We start from the raw sequence: 16,794 nt of genomic DNA, 5'->3' as shown, positions 1-16,794 counted from the left end.
TTACGGCGGTGTCCGCGCGGCCGTTCACGGGGCGTCGGCGGGACGGGCCCGCCGCCAGGCCGTCTCGGCCAGCAGGCGCAGCCCGTTGAGACCGACGATGACGGTCGAGCCCTCGTGTCCGGCGACGCCCAGCGGCAGCGGGAGGGTGCCGAGCAGGTCCCAGGCGACCAGGACGGCGATGAAGGCGCCGGCGATGACCAGGTTCTGCGCGACCAGCCGGCGGGCGGCGCGGGACAGGCCCACGACGGTGGGGACGGCGGCGAGTTCGTCGCGCACCACCACGGCGTCGGCGGTCTCCAGGGCCAGGTCGGAGCCGGCCCTGCCCATCGCGACGCCGGTGTCCGCGGCCGCGAGGGCGGGGGCGTCGTTGACGCCGTCGCCGACGACCAGCACATGGTGTCCGGCCGCCTGGAGCTCCCGCACGGCGGTCACCTTGTCCTGCGGGAGCAGCCCCGCGCGCACGTCCGTGATGCCGGTGTCGGCGGCCAGCCGGCGTGCGGCGGGCTCGTTGTCCCCGGTGACCAGCACCGGGGCGGCGTCGGTCAGGGCGGTCAGGGCCGCGACGGTCCCGGCGGCGTCGGGGCGGAGGCGGTCGGCCACGCCCAGCACGCCGACCGGGACGCCATCGGCCAGGACGACCACGGCGGTGCGGCCCGCGCCCTCCAGCTCGGCCACCGCGTCCCGCGCGGCGTCTCGCCGTGTGGCATCGGCCGGCGCCGCGGGCCCGTCCAGCAGCCGGGCCGGGGCGCCGACGCGTACGACGCGGCCCCCCACCGTGGCGGTGACGCCGAGGCCCGGGGCGGAGGCGAAGTCCTCGGCGTCCGGCAGCGGGAGGCTCCGGGCGCGGGCGGCGGCGACGATCGCGCGGGCCAGCGGGTGCTCACTCGGGTGCTCGGCCGCCGCGGCCAAGGTGAGCAGCTCCCGCTCGGACAGCCCGGGAAGCCCGGGGCCGGACAGCGGGCGCAGCTCGGTCAGCCGGGGGGTGCCCTCGGTGAGGGTGCCGGTCTTGTCCAGGGCGACGGCGTCCACCTGGCCGAGACGCTCCATGACCACCGCCGACTTCACCAGTACGCCGTGGCGGCCGGCGTTGGCCATGGCGGACAGCAGCGGCGGCATGGTGGCCAGGACCACCGCGCACGGCGAGGCCACGATCATGAAGGTCATCGCGCGCAGCAGCGTGGCCCGCAGCTCCTCGCCGAGCGCGAGGGGGATCGCGAACAGCGCGAGCGTGGCGGCCACCATGGCGATCGAGTAGCGCTGCTCGACCTTCTCGATGAACAGCTGCGTGGGGGCCTTGGTCTCGGCGGCCTCCTCGACCAGCTTCACGATCCGGGCGATCACCGAGTCCGCGGGGTCGCGCTCCACGCGGACCCGCAGCGCGCCGGTGCCGTTGACCGTGCCGGCGAACACCTCGTCCCCGGCCCGCTTGGCGACCGGCAGCGGCTCGCCGGTGATGGTGGCCTGGTCGACGTCGCTCTCCCCGTCCAGGACCCGGCCGTCGGCGCCGATCCGGTCCCCGGGGCGGACCAGGATCACCTCGCCCACGGCCAGCGCGTCGGCGGGGACGGTCTCCTCCCCGCCGCCGGCCGTCAGCCGGGTGGCGGTGGCCGGGGCGAGGTCGAGCAGTCCGCGCACCGAGTCCGCGGTGCGCGCGGTGGCGAGGGCCTCCAGGGCCCCGGAGGTGGCGAAGATGACGATCAGCAGCGCGCCGTCCAGGACCTGCCCGATCGCGGCGGCGCCCAGGGCGGCCACCACCATCAGCAGGTCCACGTCGAGGGTCCTGTCCTTCAGCGCCTTCAGCCCGGCCCACCCCGGCTCCCAGCCCCCGGTGACGTAGGTGGCCGCGTACAGCGGGCCCCAGGCCCAGGCCGGGGCGCCGAGCAGGTCCGCGGGCAGCGCGACCAGGAACAGCGCCAGCGCCGCGAGCGCCCAGCGCGCCTCGGGCAGCGCCAGGACGCGGGTGCGCCTGGGGGGCGCGGCGGCGGGCCGCACGGGTGGCGGGGCGGTCTCGGTCAGGGTGGAGGCCATGACGACGGGAGTCCTTCACGGGAGGAGTTCGGGGCGGAGTGCGGGACGGGTTCGGGAGTCGGGGACGAGTCGGGGAGGGGTGCGGACCCTCTCCACCGTACAGGAACACATGAACATGCGTTCATGCTTGGGGTCCGTAGGATGGGGCCATGGGCCACGGAGCGAGCACCCCCGACAGCGGCGCGACCCCGCCGCGCACCCGCCTGACCGCGGAGAACGCGCCCCAGGTCGCCACGACCCTCCAGGCGCTGTCCACCCCGTCCCGGCTGCTGATCCTGGCCCGCCTGCGCGAAGGCCCCTGCGCGGCGACCGAGCTGGCCACCGCCGTCGGCATGGAGCAGTCCGCCTGCTCCCACCAGCTGCGGCTGCTGCGCAACCTCGGCCTGGTCACCGGCACCCGGCAGGGCCGCTCGGTGGTCTACGCGCTGCACGACAACCACGTGGCCGCCCTCCTCGACCAGGCCCTCTACCACGTCGAACACCTCCGCCTCGGCCTGACCGACGCCCCTGCCGAAGCCGCCGAGCCCGCCGCCGCGTACGGAGACCCGGCGGCGCTCACCCCGCGCACATGACGCTGCCCCTGCCACGGTCGGACCGTGGCAGGGGCAGCGGTGCCGGAGCGGCGGGGGCCGAGTGCGGCGCTAGCCGGCCGAGCCGGAGCGGCCGGCCGTCACATCGGTCACCTTCCAGCGCTGATTGGCCCCGGAGTTCGGCTGCCAGACGGAGACGGCGGCCCCGTCGTGGGTGGCCTGTCCCGAGACCTCCAGGAGGGCGCCGGTGGCGGCGTTGACCAGGGTCCAGGTGGAGTCACCGGTCGTCGACATGATCCACTGGGTGGCCTTGTCGCGGGCGCCCCGGTCGGCTTCGAGAACCGCGGCGCCGTCACGGACCGCGAGGCGCTTGCCGTCCACGGGGTTGGTGAACACGTACCGCTGCCGGTTGCCCTCGCCGCTGATCTGGCGGAGTTGCCACTGCTGGGCGGCGTCCGCGGCGTCGGCGGACGCGGTCTTTATGACCAGGCCGGTGCCGCCGTCGGCGACGGTGAGCGCCTTGCCGCTCTGGGCGCCGGTCAGCCGGTAGGTGTGGCCCTCGCGCAGCAGCGGGGCGTCCTTCGCGGTGCCGGAGACCCCGCTGACGAGGAAGGAGGTCACCGACTGCGCCGGCACGGTGAAGGTGGCGCGCCGGTCGGCGACCGCGATCGGCCGGTGCTTGACGAGCTTGCCGTCGGCGCTGGTCACCACGGGGGTGACGGTGGCCCCGCGGGCGACCTTCGCGAACTTGGACAGGTCGAGGGTGACGGCGCGCTCGGCGGTGGTGCTGTTGACGTGGACGACGGTGGCGGCGTCGCCCCGCCGGGAGACGGCGGCGGCGCTGGAGGTGTCGTCCACCTTCACCAGCCGGTCGCCGGGCTTGATGTAGTGGGTGAAGTTCCTGGCGGTGTCGAACTTGGTGTTGGTACGGATCGGGCAGGTGCTCAGGGTGTCCCGGGAGGTGCAGCTGAAGGGGATCTGGATGCTGCCCCAGTTGCCGCCCTTGGCGGACTCCCCGCCCGGCTTCATGTTGTCGTAGTCCTCGACGGGCTGCCAGAAGACCCAGGCCCGGGGCTCGAGTTCGCGCAGGTCGTCGACGATGTGCTGGGCCATTCCGAGGCCGGGCCGCATGTCCTGGAAGTTCTGGCCGTCGCCCCAGTCGCCCTCGACCTCGCTCATCCACAGCGGCTTGTCCGCCGCCTTGGCCAGGTCGCGCACGGTGGTGCGGCCGCCGGTGCCGTAGGTGTGCACGTTCATCTGCCCGACCAGGTCACGCACCGCTTGCGGGTAGGTGTTCCAGTTCCGGGCGAAGGTGGTGGGGTTGGTCTCGTCCATCGCCGAGATCCTGGCGCCGGTCCTGGCCTTCTTCAGGGCCGGGGCCAGCGCGAGGATCACCTTCTGCTGGAGTTCGGGGCCGATGTGGGCCCCTTCCTGGCGGCCGCCGACCGGCTGTCCGTCGGCTCCCAGGCGGGTGCTCCAGTAGTTGGTGTTGGGTTCGTTGAACGGGTCGACGGTGTCGACCTTGATGTGGTGCGCCTTCTCCAGCCGCTTGGTGGCACCCGCCAGGTAGGCGGCGAAGTCGTCGACGGAGTCGGCCTTGAGCTGGTCCGCGGTGGCGTCGAAGCCGCCGGAGACATAGCCGCTGGTGGTCATGAACCAGGGCGGCGAGTTGCTGAACGTCTCCCAGTGGTCGATGTCGCCCTTGATCCGGTCCACCCACCAGCGCTGGTTCGCGTCGGCGTCCGGGTTCCAGTCGGCGGGATCGTCGGCGCTCCACCAGTCGGTGTCCTCGCGGGTGGTGCCCTCGGGCGCCTTCCACCAGCCGGGGACCGCCCCTCCGGCGCGGAGGTAGTCCTTGACGTCGGGGGCGTTGCCGCCGCCGATGTTGTAGCGGGCGATGTTGAGGGCGAGGCCGTCGTCGTCGAAGAGGAGCGAGGCGAGCTTCTGGCGTATCTCCTCGGGGTAGCCGCCGGTGACGTTGGCGAACCACACCAGGCTGGTGCCCCAGCCCTCGAACTTCTGCTGCTGGTAGGAGGGGTCGGGCCGGACGGTCACGGCCTGGATCTGCTCCTGGGCCTCCGCCTGCGGGGACGGGGCGGTGATCAGGGCGGCGCCCGTGGCCAGGGCTGTGATGCCGATGGTCCCCAGGAGCCGTCTGGTGCGGGTACGGCGTGCCAACGTGTGCTCCCAACTCTTCGGTGGTCGCTTCGGTGGTCCGGCACGGCCGGCGGCCGTGCCGGGTGGGGGGTGGGGTCAGGAGGCGGGCTGTCGCACCACGGCGACCTCCCGCGGCCGCAGGGTGAGCGAGCCGTCCGCGGCGGAGGTGCCGCCGGCCAGCGGCTCCCCGGCCACGCCGGACAGGCTCACCTGCTCGTCGGTGCGGTTGACGAGGAACAGATAGCGGCCGTCGGCGTCGCGGCGGGCCGCCGTCTCGACCCGTCCGCGCGCCTCGGCGGGCAGGTCGCTGTGGACGTCGGCCGCCGCCAGCAGGTCCGGCAGGAGACGGGCGAGGCCGTCGGCGCCCAGCCGGGTGGAGACGTACGCGGCCGAGCCCTGGCCCACCGGGCGGCGGGTGACGGCGGGGCGGCCGGCGTAGGCGCCGGTGCGGTAGTGGGCGAGGGCGTCCACGTCCGGCCCGGTGACGGTGATCCGGTCGGTCCACAGGGTGCCGGTGGCCGGGCCACCCGCGCCGCCGAAGCCGAAGCCGACGCCGTCCAGTTCGACGGTGTCGTCGGCGAGCAGCGGGCCGAACTCCTCGATGCGGATGCCCAGCAGCTCGCGCAGGGCCCCGGGGTAGCCGCCCAGCCAGACGTGGTCGTTCTCGTCGACGACCCCGGAGAAGTAGGTGGTGACCAGGTGCCCGCCCGTCTCGACGTAGCGCGTGAGCTCCTTGGCCAGCGGCCCGGGGACCACGTGCAGCACGGGCGCGATCACCAGCCGGTAGGCGCCGAGGTCGGCGCGGGTGGTGACGACATCGGCGCGGATGCCGAGCGCGAGGAGGGCGGAGTACCAGTCGAGGGCCTCTTGCCGGTAGTTGAGGCGGGAGCTGGGGTGCGAGTCCTGCTCGCTGGCCCACCACGACTCCCAGTCGTACACGATCGCGACCGGCGCCGGTTCGCGCTCGGACCCGGCGACCGGCGCCAGCGCCCGGAGGGTGGCGCCCAGCTCGGTCACCGCGCGGAAGACCTCGCTGTCGGCCCCGGCGTGCGGCACCATCGCCGAGTGGTACTTCTCGGCCCCGGCCGCCGACTGCCGCCACTGGAAGAAGCAGACCGCGTCGGCGCCGTGCGCCACGTGCAGCAGCGAGTCGCGCGCGAGGTCCCCCGGGCGCTTGGCAACGTTGACCGGCTGCCAGTTGACCGCGCTGGTGGAGTGCTCCATGAGGAACCACGGCCGCCCGCCGGCGATGCCGCTGGTGAGGTTGGCGGAGAAGGACAGCTCGTCGCGGTCCTGGGGGCCGGGGTGGACGTAGTGGTCGTTGGAGACGAAGTCGATCTCGTCGGCCCAGTCGGGGTAGTTCATCCCCTTGGTCTCGCCCATGACCATGAAGTTGGTGGTGACCGGCACGCCGGGGGTGATCTCGCGCAGGACGTCCCGCTCCGCGCGCAGGTACTCCTTCAGCGCGTCGGAGGAGAAGCGCTTGAAGTCCAGCTGCTGCGTGGGGTTGGGGTGGGAGGCGGCCAGCCGGGGCGGCAGGATCTGTTCCCAGTCGCTGTAGCGCTGGGACCAGAAGGCGGTGCCCCAGGCGTGGTTGAGGGCGTCCAGGGTCTCGTAGCGCGCCCGCAGCCAGCCGCGGAAGGCGCGGGCCGCGTCGTCGGAGTAGTCGTAGATGTTGTGGCAGCCCAGTTCGTTGGACACGTGCCAGGCCACCAGGGCGGGGTGGTCGGCGTAGCGCCGGGCCATCTCGGTGACCAGGCGCAGCGCGTGTTCACGGAAGACGGGCGAGGTGGGGCGCCAGTGCTGCCGCGCCCCCGGCCACACCGTCTCGCCGGAGGCGGTCACCGGGAGGATCTCCGGGTGGGCCGTGGTGAGCCAGGGCGGCGGGGACGCGGTGGCGGTGGCCAGGTCGACCCCGATGCCGCCCGCGTGCAGCAGGTCCATGACCTCGTCGAGCCAGCCGAAGTCCCACCGGTCCCGGGCCGGCTGGATGCGGGCCCAGGAGAAGATCGCCACGGAGACGATGTTGACGCCGGCCCGGCGCATCAGCCGGATGTCCTCCTCCCACACCTCGCGCGGCCACTGCTCGGGGTTGTAGTCGGCGCCGAACGCGAGGCGGGGGGTGGCGGGGTCACCGTCCGACCCGTGCGGAAGCCGGGACAGGAGGGTGGAGATCATGGTGGTCCTTCCGGTGTACCGCACGGGGCGGCGCGGGGTTCGTGCGGTGGTGCTCTACTGCGAGACGGTGAAGCCCTGCTCCTCGCCGTACTTGACGGAGGCGTCCTGCCAGGCCTTCAGCCCCTTGGCGAGCGGGGTGTTCGAGACGTAGGCCTTGCCGACGCTGTCGTTGAAGATCCGGTTGGCGTACACCTGATAGGGCAGGTACGACCAGCCCCGGCCGACGTCGGCGGCCGAGTCGGCGAAGATCTTGTTGGCCTTCTGCCCGCCGAAGTACGGGAACTCGGTGTCCTGGAACGCCTTGGACTGCAGGTCCTTGGTGGTGGCCGGGAAGGCGCCGCCCTTGAGGCGGGTCTGCACGCCCTTGCCCGCGTTGGCGTACTCGACGAAGGCGTAGGCGAGTTCCTTGTTCTTGCCCGCGGCGGGCAGGGCCAGCGAGCTGCCGCCGTTCTCCGCGGTGGTCTTGTCGCCCTTGGTCCACTGCGGCAGCGGGGCCACGCGCCAGTCGCCGGAGGCGTTCTTGACGCCGGAGACGAAGTTGGCGGGCATCCAGGCGCCGGTGACCAGGGTGGCGATGTCGCCGTTGCCCAGCCCTCTGTACCAGTCGTCGGTCCAGCTGGTGACGGGCGCCAGCAGCTTCTCGTCGATGAGCTTCTGCCAGGTCTTGGTGTAGGTGGCGGCGCCCTTGTCGGAGAAGTCGATCCCCACCTTGGTGCCGTCGTCCGAGACCTTGTACGGGCGCGAGCCGGCCTGCCACAGCAGGCTGGTGGTCATGCCCGCCTCGCCGGTGTCGCTGGTGATGTACGCCTTGGGGTCGGCCTTGTGCAGCTTGCGCGCCGCCTCGACGTACTCGTCCCAGGTCGTGGGCACGGCGATCTTGTACTTGTCGAAGACCTTCTTGTTGTAGAAGAGCGCCATCGGGCCGGAGTCCATGGGCAGGGCGTAGACGGCGTCGCCTGTCTTCACCGAGTTCCACGGGCCGGGCGAGTAGGTCTTGGCGAGCTTGTCGGCGCCGAAGCCCGACAGATTGTCCAGGGACTTGGTCAGCGCGAACTGGCCGAGCGCGTAGTACTCGATCTGCGCGACATCGGGGACGCCCTTCTTCGCCGCCATGGCGTTCTGGAGGGCGGTGTACTGGTCCTTGTTGGTGCCCGCGTTGACGAGGTTGACGTGGACCTTGGGGTGGTCCCTCTCGAAGTCCTTGACGACCTGCTTGAGCGTGGGCTCCCAGGCCCAGACCGTGATGGAGCCGCCCTTCTTCAGGGCCGCCTGGATGTCTCCGGCGGACACCTTCTTGTCACCGGAGCCGCCGTCGTCGGAGCCGCCGCAGGCGGTGGCTCCCAGGGCGAGGGCGCAGACGAGGCCGATGCCGCGCAGCAGGCGGCGGGTGTTGTTGGGCATGGAGGTGCTTCCACTTCTTCGTGGTGGGGTGAGGGTTGTTCGAGGGTCGTTCCTCGACGCCGGTTGTTCCTCGACGCCGGTTGTTCCTCGACGCCGGTTGTTCCTTGGCGCCGGTTGTTCCTTGGCGCTGGTCCGGTTGTTCCTTGGCGCTGGTTATTCCTTGACGCTTCCGGCGGCGAGGCCGGACTGCCAGTACTTCTGGAGCAGCAGGAAGGCGGCGATCAGGGGGAGGATGGTGATCAGCGAGCCGGTGATCACCAGGTTGAAGACGGGTTGGCCACCGGCCGTCTGCGCCTGGGCGTTCCAGCTGTTCAGCCCGAGGGTCAGCGGATACCAGTCCGGGTCCTTGAGCATGATCAGCGGCAGGAAGTAGTTGTTCCAGGTGGCGACCATCGTGAACAGCAGGACGGTCACGATGCCCGGCGCCAGCAGCGGCAGGCTCACCCGGAAGAAGGTGCGCAGCTCGCCCGCCCCGTCGATGCGGGCGGCCTCCAGCAGCTCGGTGGGGATGGCCTCGGTGGCGAAGACCCACATCAGATACAGGCCGAAGGGCGAGATGAGCGAGGGGAGGATCACCGCCCAGGGGGTGTTGGTGAGCCCCATCTTGCTGAACATCAGGAAGGTGGGGACCGCCAGGGCGGTGGTGGGCACGGCCACGGCGCCGATGACGACGGCGAAGACGGCGCGCTTGCCGGGGAAGGTGAACTTCGCCAGGGCGTAGCCACCCAGGACGGCGAGGAAGGTGGCGCCGCCGGCGCCGAGCACCACGTACAGCAGGGTGTTCCGCAGCCAGCGGACGAAGGCCCCGTCGTTGTAGGTGAAGGTTTCACGGATGTTGTCCCACAGGGCGAAGTGGTCGCCGAACCACAGCCCGGGCGAGTCGGCGAGGCCTTCCTGGGTCTTGGTGGAGCTGATGACCAGCCATATCAGCGGCACCAGGGAGTACACCAGGACCAGGCCGGTGAGCCCGGTCAGCAGCACGCTGCGGCGGGGGCGGCGCCGGTCGGCGGCCCTGCGGGGGGTGCGCAGCCGGGGCGCGTGGCCGGGCGGGCCGGGCGGCGTGGGCGTGGGCTTGGAAGCGGTGGTGGCGGGGCTGGTCATGATTCACGCTCCCTTGCGCATGCCGCGCAGCTGGACGACATAGGCGACGACCATGGTGATCAGCCCCATGACGATGGCGACCGTCGCGGAGTAGTTGTGCCGCTGGCCGTCGAAGGACAGCGTGTAGGTGAAGTAGTTGGGGGTGTAGTCGGTGGTGATCGCGTTCGGCGCCAGGGGCTTGAGGATGCTCGGCTCGTTGAACAGCTGGAAGCTGCCGATGATCGAGAAGATGGTCGCGATGACGAGGGCGCCGCGGATCGCGGGGAGTTTGATGGCCGTGATGACGCGGAGCTGTCCGGCGCCGTCGATCTCCGCCGCCTCGTACAGGGAGTGCGGGATCACCCGCAGCGCCGAGTAGAAGATCAGCATGTTGTAGCCGACGAACTCCCAGGTGACGATGTTGCCGATCGACGCCAGGATCAGGTCGGGCGAGAGCGGGTCGGGCAGTTCGACGCCGAAGGCGTCGTTGATGTCCCCCACCAGGCCGAAGCGGGTGCCGTACATGAAGGCCCACATGAGGGTGGCCACCACGGCGGGCACCGCGTAGGGCAGGAAGATCGAGATCCGGAAGAAGTTCTTGCCGTACAGCCGTCCGCTGTCCAGGGCGAGCGCGACCAGCAGAGCGATGCCCAGCATGATCGGCACCTGGACCAGCAGGAACAGCCCCACGCGGGTCACACCGGCCCAGAACTGGTCGTCCTGGAGGGCCTGCTGGTAGTTGTCGAGACCCACGAAGGTGTTGCCACCGATCAGCCTGTCCCGGAAGAGGCTGAGGTAGATCGAATAGCCGATGGGGGCCAGGAAGACAAGGGCGAAGACCACCACGAAGGGGCCGACGAACCCCCACCCCGTCCAGGACCGGCGGTCCCGTTTCAGTGAAGGCCGTGCGGTGCGGTCCACGGCCGCCGGCGGTTGCAGCGTCGTCATTGCGTTCCTCGTTCGTCCCTCTCGGGCCCGCGGCCCGGCGCCCACGCGATGTTCACGTAAACACCGCGCCCGACAAAAGGCCTTGATGGGTGTTATGTTTACGTAAACATCCGGTGGCGGCATGTCTACACTGCCCGAATGTCGACGGTCAAGGGTCACCGTCCGAAGAAACCGCGAATCTGCGGGCGAGAGGGGGCATGGGTGGATAAAGCGGACAGTAGCGCCTCGGCGAGCACACCACGGACACGGCGGGTGCGGGCCGGGGCCCGCGCCGACCGACGGGTCCAGCGCGCCTCCATGGCGGACGTCGCCCGCCTGGCCGGCGTCTCCTCCCAGACCGTCTCCCGGGTCTCCAACGGCTACTCCGGCGTGACCGAGGAGACCAGGCGGCAGGTGCTGGCCGCGATGAAGGAGCTCGGCTACCGGCCCAACAGCGCCGCCCGGGCGCTCAAGCGCGGCGAGTTCCGCACCATCGGCGTCATCACCTTCTCCCTCGCCACCACGGGCAATGTGCGCACCCTCGAGGCGATCGCCACCTCCGCGGCCCAGGAGGGCTACGCCGTCACGCTCCTGCCCGTGGCGGTCCCCACCCAGGACGAGGTGCGCGGGGCCTTCTCCCGCCTGGGCGAACTCGCCGTCGACGCCGTCATCGTCATCATGGAGGTGCACCTGCTCGACGCGGCCACCGTCTCGCTGCCGCCGGGCGTCCAGGTGGTGGTGGCCGACTCGGACGCCGGCGACCGCTACAGCGTGGTCGACACCGACCAGGCGGGCGGGACCCGCGCCGCCGTACGCCACCTGCTCGACCTCGGCCACCGCACGGTGTGGCACCTGGCCGGCCCCGAGGAGTCCTTCGCCGCGCAGCGCCGGGCCGACGCCTGGCGCGCCACCCTCACCGACGCGGACCGCACCCCGCCGCCGCTGGTACGGGGCGACTGGTCGGCGGAGTCCGGCTACCGGGCCGGCCTGCGCCTGGCCGAAGAGGCCGACTGCACGGCGGTGTTCGCCGCCAACGACCAGATGGCGCTGGGACTGCTGCGCGCCCTGCACGAGCGCGGCCGGAAGGTGCCCGAGGACGTCAGCGTCATCGGCTTCGACGACATCCCCGAGGCCGGCTCCTTCCTGCCTCCCCTGACCACCGTCCACCAGGACTTCGCCGAGGTGGGGCGGCGCTGTGTCGAGGGGGTGCTCAGGCAGATGCGCGAGGACGTGACGGAGCCCGGCACCACGCTGGTCCCCACCCGCCTCGTCCTGCGCGGCAGCACGGCGCCACCGCGGTTGGGCTAGTCGTACCGGGCGCCGGGCGGCGCCGGCGCGGCGATGCGGGCCGCCACCCGGGCCAGGGTGGCGGGGGCCACGCCCGCGTAGTCGAGCAGCAGGCCCGTCGCGGCCGGGGGTCCATGGCCGTAGGCGCTGAGCCGGTCGACGAGGATCCCGTCCCGCAGCAGCTCCTCGGCCCACTCGGCCTCGGCCCGGGCGTCCGCGGTGGCCAGCAGCACATGCAGCCCGCCGTCCAGCCCGCGCACCGGCAGCAGGGGGGCCGCCTCCCGCAGCGCCGCCCGCTGTTCGGCCACCAGCGCGCGGGCCCGCCGCAGCTGACGGGTGAGCTCGCCGGTGGTGAGCAGTTCGGCGACGGCCTGCTGGACGGGCAGGCTGGGGTACGAGTCGGTCTCCCCGCGCAGCCTCGCCACCGCGGCCGCCAGGGGGCGCGGCGCCACCAGGTGCCCCGTCCGCAGCGACGGCGCCAGCAACCGCGAGAGGGAGCCGACATAAGCGACGACACCATGGTCGTCCGAGGCGGCCAGGGCGGGCGGGCCGGCCGCGGTGAACTCGCCGCCGTAGTCGTCCTCGACCAGCAGCGCGCCCTGCTCGCGCGCCCAGGACAGCAGGTCCCGACGCCGGTCGGCCGACAGCGGGGCGGTGGTCGGGAACTGGTGGGCGGGGGTGAGCAGCAGCATCCGCGGCGGCGGATCCAGGCCCCGCACCACCTCCACGCGGATCCCGTCGCCGTCCACCGGGACCGGCAGCACGACGGCGCCGCGCTCGCGGGCCATGCGGGCGAACGGCGGATAGCCGGGGTCCTCGACGGCGACCCGGTCGCCCGGCCGGATCACCGCCCGCAGCAGCAGCCCGAGCGCCTCGGCGGCGCCGCTGGTCACCACCACATCGGCGGGCGCGGCGGCCACGCCCCGGCCGGCCACCAGGTAGTCGGTGAGCGCCGCGCGCAGCCGGCGGTCCCCGGCCGGGTCCCCGTAGCCGCTCGGCAGCCGCCGCTGGGCCGCCGCCTGCCACGCCCGGCGCCAGACCACCGTGGGCAGCACCGCCGCCGGGCGGGCGCGCAGCCGCAGGTCGAGGACCGGCTCCGGGCCGCCCGGCCCCTCGGGCGCCGGCGTCAGCCGTTCCAGCCAGGGCGCGGTCTCCGGCACCGGCCGGGCCCGGCGCGGCCGGCCGTCGGCGCGTACGTAGCTGCCGCTGCCGTGCCGCCCGGTGGCCAGGCCACGTTCGGCGAGCACGGCGTAGACGGCGAGCACCACATTGCGCGAGACATCGGCGGCGGTGGCCAGCGCCCGGGAGGACGGCAGCCGGGTGCCCGGGGCCAGCCGTCCGCCCTCGACCGCGGCCGCCAGCAGGCGGACCAGACAGTCGGCCAGGCTCTCCTCCCCGTCCCGGGGCAGCGGCAGCGGGATGCCGGCGGCCACCACCGACTCCAGGCCCCGCTCGGCGCGGACCCGCCCGCGCTCGGCGGCGCCCCGGCCGCGCCCGTGACCTCCCGCCGGGGCGGCGCGCCCCGGGGCGTGCTCCCGGCCCGGCAGGCCGTTCGCATGTGTCGCGAGTGGCTGGTCGGTGTGCGGCTCGTGCGCGTGCGGCGGGTCGGTGTGCGGCTGGTCCGCGTGTGGCTTCAGCACGGCCTCCGAGTGAGTGGTCCGCGAGGTCCGGGGCGAAGTGGCCCTGTCGCAGCGTACCGGCCCGGCCGAGACTGAACGCGCCACCGCACCCGCCACCCGGCGCCCGGCGCCCCGCGGCCAAGGTCCCGACACGGCACCAGCACAGAACGGACACCGCATGACGAGCACGACGCCCGACCCCTCGACCTCCGCGCCACCGGGCCCCCGGTTCGTCGTGCTGGCCGACGATCTGACCAGCGCGGCCGAGGCGGCCGGCCACCTCGCCGACACCGGGCGCGCCGCCTCGGTCGTCCTGGACCTCGACGACCCGTCCGCCACCGACGGCGACTCATGGCCGTGTGTCGACCTCGACAGCCGCCACCTGCCACCGGACGAGGCCGCCCTCCGCCACCGGCGCGCCACCACGCGGCTGCTCACCCCGGCCCGGAGCCACCCGCTCGGCATCTACAAGACGATGGACAGCTCCCTGCGCGGCAACTGGCCCGCCGAACTGGCCGCCGTCATGCGGGCGTCCGGCCGCTCCGTGGCCGTGGTGGCGCCCGCCTGCCCCGCGTACGGCCGGCACACGGTGGGCGGCCACCAGTACGCCGGCGGCGTGCCGGTGCACCGGGGGCCGGCCGGGCGGGACCCGGTGCGGCCCGTGGCGGACTCCTCGGTGCTCGCCCCGCTGTCCGGGGAGGGGTTGCGCGTCACCGCCGTCGCGCCCACCGCCGACGCCCTGGCCGCGGGCCTGGCCGCCGCCCTCGCCTCCCCCGCGCCACCGGCCGGGGACACCACGCCGGGGCGGGCCCTCGTGGTGGACGCCGCCACCAACGAGGACCTGGACCGGATCGCCGCGGCGGTGGCCGGACACCTGGGCGAGGTGGTGCTGTGCGGCAGCCCCGGCCTGTGGGAGGCGGTGGTCCCGCCCGGCCCGGGCCGGGCCCCCGCGCCCGCCCCCGTGACCGGGCCCGTGGCCGCCTCCGTGACCGGGTCCGCGGCCGGGGCCGGGGCCGCCTCCTTGGCCGGGGCCGCGCCCGCCCCCGTGACCGGGCCCGTGGCCGCCTCCGTGACCGGGCCCGTGGCCGCCTCCGTGGCCGCCTCCGTGGCCGGGTCCGCGCCCGCCCCCGTGACCGGGCCCGTGGCCGGGGCCGTGGCCGGGGCCGCCTCCGTGGCCGGGCCCGACGGGCGGGCGCTCGTCCTTGTCGGCAGCCGCCACCCCACCACCCGGGAACAGCTCGACCGGCTCGGCGAGGACGGCGTCCCCGTCCTCGCCACCACCGACCTCGCGGGCCGGCCCGACCCGGCCGGACACCTCACCCGGCTCCTCGGCACCCACTCCGCCGTCGCGCTCACCACCCCCGAGGCCCTGGCGGACGGCCCCGAGGCCGCGGCCCGGCACCTGCGGGAGCTGGCCTCCCTCGGGGCCGCCTGCGCCCGCGCCCTGCCCGGCCTCGGGCTCGTGCTGAGCGGCGGGGACACCGCGCGCGAGGTCTGCGAAGTCCTCGGCGCCCCCGCCCTCCACGCGGTCGGCACCCTCGCCCCGGGCATCCCGCTCGGCGTCCTGAGCGGCGCCCGCCCCCACCCCGTCATCAGCAAGGCCGGCGGCTTCGGCGATCCGGAGACCCTGATAGCCGCCGTCGCCGCACTCACCCGGAGGACCGCATGACGTCCACACAGGTGTCCGCCGCACCGGGCCGGCCACGACTCGCCGTCACCATGGGCGACCCGGCGGGCATCGGACCCGAGATCACCGCCGCCGCCCTCGCCGGCATCCGGGCGCGGGACCAGGACGCCGACATCGTCGTGGTCGGCGACGCCGCCCGGCTGCGGCAGGCCGCCCGGCTGCTGGGCCTGACGCCGGCCGTCGAGACCGTCGAGACCGTCGAGGACCCCGGGGCGGGTGCGGGTGCGGGTGCGGAAGGTGCCGTACGGGTGCTGCAGACCGGCGGCCCCACCGACCACCTGTCCTTCGGCCAGGTGTCCGCCGACGCCGGCCGTGCTTCGTACGGTTACGTCGAGACCGCCGTACGCCTCGCGCTGGACGGCAGGCTCGACGGCATCGTCACCGCCCCGATCCACAAGGAGGCCTGGCATGCGGCGGGCATCGCCCACCCCGACCACACCTCCACCCTGGCCGCGCTCACCGGCGCCCCGCGCCACGCCATGATGCTGGCCAACAACGAGCTGCGGACCGTGCTCGTCACCACCCATCTGCCCCTGGCCAAGGCGCTCACCGAGATCACCGCCGAGCGGGTCCTGGGCATCGTCGAACTCGCCCACGACGAGCTGCGCGCCCTCGGCATCACCTCGCCCCGTATCGCGGTCGCCGGGGTCAACCCGCACGCGGGCGAGGGCGGCCTGTTCGGCGACGAGGAGGCCCTGGCCATCCGCCCCGCCGTCGAGGCGGCCCGAGCCGTGGGCATCGACGCCTCCGGGCCGCATCCGCCGGACACCGTCTTCATGCGCGCCCGCCGCGGCGAGTTCGACATCGTGGTCGCCCAGTACCACGACCAAGGGCTCATCCCCGTCAAGCTGCTCGGCATCGAGGAGGGCGTCAACGCCACCCTGGGCCTGCCCTTCGTCCGCACCAGCGTCGACCACGGCACCGCCTTCGACCTCGCCGGGACCGGCCGCGCCGACGCGGGGAGCCTCCGCTACGCCATCCGCAGCGCGCTCGACCTCGAACGCGCCCGGCGCGGGCAGTCCGGCGGGAGGGCGCGATGACCGCCGGCCTGGAGTTCGTCTTCATGCTCACCCGCGACGACCGCACCGTCGCCGACGCCCACGCCGTGCTGGACCGGGTCGGCGACGTCGGGCTGCGCCACATCGGGTTCAAGGACGTCGGCCTGCCCCTCGGGGAGCTGCGCGCCCTCGCCGACCGCGTCCACGAGCTCGGCGCCCGCTCGTACCTGGAAGTCGTCAGCGTCGACGCCGCCGACGAACTGCGCAGCCTGGAGGCCGCGGTGGGCCTCGGCGTGGACGTGGTCCTCGGCGGCACCCACGTCGCCGAGGGCGTCAGGGTGCTGGACGGCGCGCCCGTCGAGTACTGGCCGTTCCCCGGCCGCGTCGAGGGCCACCCCAGCGTGCTGCGCGGGACCGCCGCCGACGTCGTGGCGAGCGCCCGGCGGCTCGCCGGGACGCCGGGGGTGCACGGCCTCGACCTGCTCGCCTACCGATTCGGGGGCGACGCCGCCGCCCTGACCGCCGCCGTGGTCGCCGCCGTCGATGTGCCGGTCCTGGCCGCGGGCAGCGTCGACCGGGTGGCACGGATCTCCGCGCTGCGGGACGCCGGCGTCTGGGGCTTCACGGCCGGAACCGCCGTGCTGGACGGCGGCTTCCGCGTCGACGCCGCCTCGCGCGACGTGGCGGACCTGGTGCGGGCCGTGCTCGGGGCGAGCCGCCTGCCCTAGGGTCTGTCGTCAAAGGGGGCGTCCGGCCGCGAGCGGCGTCTGGTGCGGTGCCTCGCAAGGCGGAGCGTCGCCCTCGTACTGGGCGTACTTGGGCGATGCGACAACGCGGCGAGGTGCCGTGCCAGGCGTCGGGAGCAGGGCGCCCCCTTTGACGACAGACCCTAGCCCGGGCAC

At 73.9% G+C, this 16,794-nt stretch carries 12 protein-coding genes; 5 read left to right on the top strand and 7 right to left on the bottom strand.

Going from position 1 to position 16,794, the window contains the following annotated elements:
* Positions 1-24: 24 nt before the first annotated feature.
* Positions 25-2,028 carry a heavy metal translocating P-type ATPase gene (locus ABFY07_RS23055; RefSeq protein ID WP_346176315.1) on the bottom strand — a complete coding sequence of 668 codons (2,004 nt, stop codon included), beginning with the start codon at positions 2,026-2,028 and terminating at the stop codon, positions 25-27.
* Between the two features lie 149 nt (positions 2,029-2,177).
* Here ABFY07_RS23055 and ABFY07_RS23050 point away from each other — a divergent pair, with 149 nt between their 5' ends.
* Complete coding sequence (locus ABFY07_RS23050; protein ID WP_346176314.1) at positions 2,178-2,600, top strand: ArsR/SmtB family transcription factor; 423 nt, start codon at positions 2,178-2,180, stop codon at positions 2,598-2,600.
* 69 nt (positions 2,601-2,669) lie between these two features.
* On the opposite strand, the gene ABFY07_RS23045 is transcribed toward ABFY07_RS23050, so the two are convergent.
* From ABFY07_RS23045 to ABFY07_RS23025, 5 genes are all read right to left on the bottom strand, one after another.
* Entirely contained in the window at positions 2,670-4,736 is a 2,067-nt protein-coding gene (locus ABFY07_RS23045) for an RICIN domain-containing protein (protein WP_346176313.1), read from the bottom strand.
* Between the two features lie 75 nt (positions 4,737-4,811).
* On the bottom strand, positions 4,812-6,893 hold the full coding sequence (locus tag ABFY07_RS23040; RefSeq protein ID WP_346176312.1) for a beta-galactosidase: 2,082 nt from the start codon (positions 6,891-6,893) through the stop codon (positions 4,812-4,814).
* Between the two features lie 54 nt (positions 6,894-6,947).
* Positions 6,948-8,294: an ABC transporter substrate-binding protein gene (locus tag ABFY07_RS23035; protein ID WP_346176311.1), complete on the bottom strand. Its 1,347-nt coding sequence runs from the start codon at positions 8,292-8,294 to the stop codon at positions 6,948-6,950.
* A gap of 153 nt (positions 8,295-8,447) precedes the next feature.
* Complete coding sequence (locus ABFY07_RS23030; protein WP_346176310.1) at positions 8,448-9,395, bottom strand: carbohydrate ABC transporter permease; 948 nt, start codon at positions 9,393-9,395, stop codon at positions 8,448-8,450.
* Between the two features lie 3 nt (positions 9,396-9,398).
* Positions 9,399-10,322, bottom strand: coding sequence for a carbohydrate ABC transporter permease (locus ABFY07_RS23025; RefSeq protein ID WP_346176309.1), 924 nt, complete (start codon positions 10,320-10,322; stop codon positions 9,399-9,401).
* A 297-nt stretch (positions 10,323-10,619) separates the two neighbouring features.
* Between ABFY07_RS23025 and ABFY07_RS23020 the strand changes: the two genes are divergently transcribed.
* Positions 10,620-11,609, top strand: coding sequence for a LacI family DNA-binding transcriptional regulator (locus ABFY07_RS23020; protein ID WP_346176365.1), 990 nt, complete (start codon positions 10,620-10,622; stop codon positions 11,607-11,609).
* Here ABFY07_RS23020 and ABFY07_RS23015 read toward each other — a convergent pair.
* Entirely contained in the window at positions 11,606-13,228 is a 1,623-nt protein-coding gene (locus tag ABFY07_RS23015) for an aminotransferase-like domain-containing protein (protein ID WP_346176308.1), read from the bottom strand. The two genes, ABFY07_RS23020 and ABFY07_RS23015, sit on opposite strands and share 4 nt — an antisense overlap.
* Positions 13,229-13,385: 157 nt before the next feature.
* Here ABFY07_RS23015 and ABFY07_RS23010 point away from each other — a divergent pair, with 157 nt between their 5' ends.
* Genes ABFY07_RS23010 through ABFY07_RS23000 form a run of 3 tightly spaced genes read left to right on the top strand, consistent with a single transcriptional unit; the run spans position 13,386 to position 16,620 of the window.
* The gene (locus ABFY07_RS23010) at positions 13,386-14,876 is read left to right on the top strand and encodes a four-carbon acid sugar kinase family protein (protein WP_346176307.1); all 1,491 of its coding nucleotides are present in this window, start codon (positions 13,386-13,388) and stop codon (positions 14,874-14,876) included.
* A complete protein-coding gene (gene pdxA / locus ABFY07_RS23005; protein ID WP_346176306.1) occupies positions 14,873-15,934 on the top strand; it encodes a 4-hydroxythreonine-4-phosphate dehydrogenase PdxA in 1,062 nt (353 codons plus the stop codon). Before ABFY07_RS23010 ends, pdxA begins: the two co-directional genes overlap by 4 nt.
* Positions 15,931-16,620, top strand: coding sequence for a hypothetical protein (locus ABFY07_RS23000; RefSeq protein WP_346176305.1), 690 nt, complete (start codon positions 15,931-15,933; stop codon positions 16,618-16,620). Before pdxA ends, ABFY07_RS23000 begins: the two co-directional genes overlap by 4 nt.
* Positions 16,621-16,794 lie beyond the last annotated feature (174 nt).

Source organism: Streptomyces sparsogenes subsp. cuspidosporus (genome assembly GCF_039532705.1).
Taxonomy (GTDB): Bacteria; Actinomycetota; Actinomycetes; order Streptomycetales; family Streptomycetaceae; genus Streptomyces; species Streptomyces sparsogenes.
The sequence above is the reverse complement of the archived record's forward strand: the minus strand, read 5'-3'. Positions and strand labels throughout refer to the sequence as shown.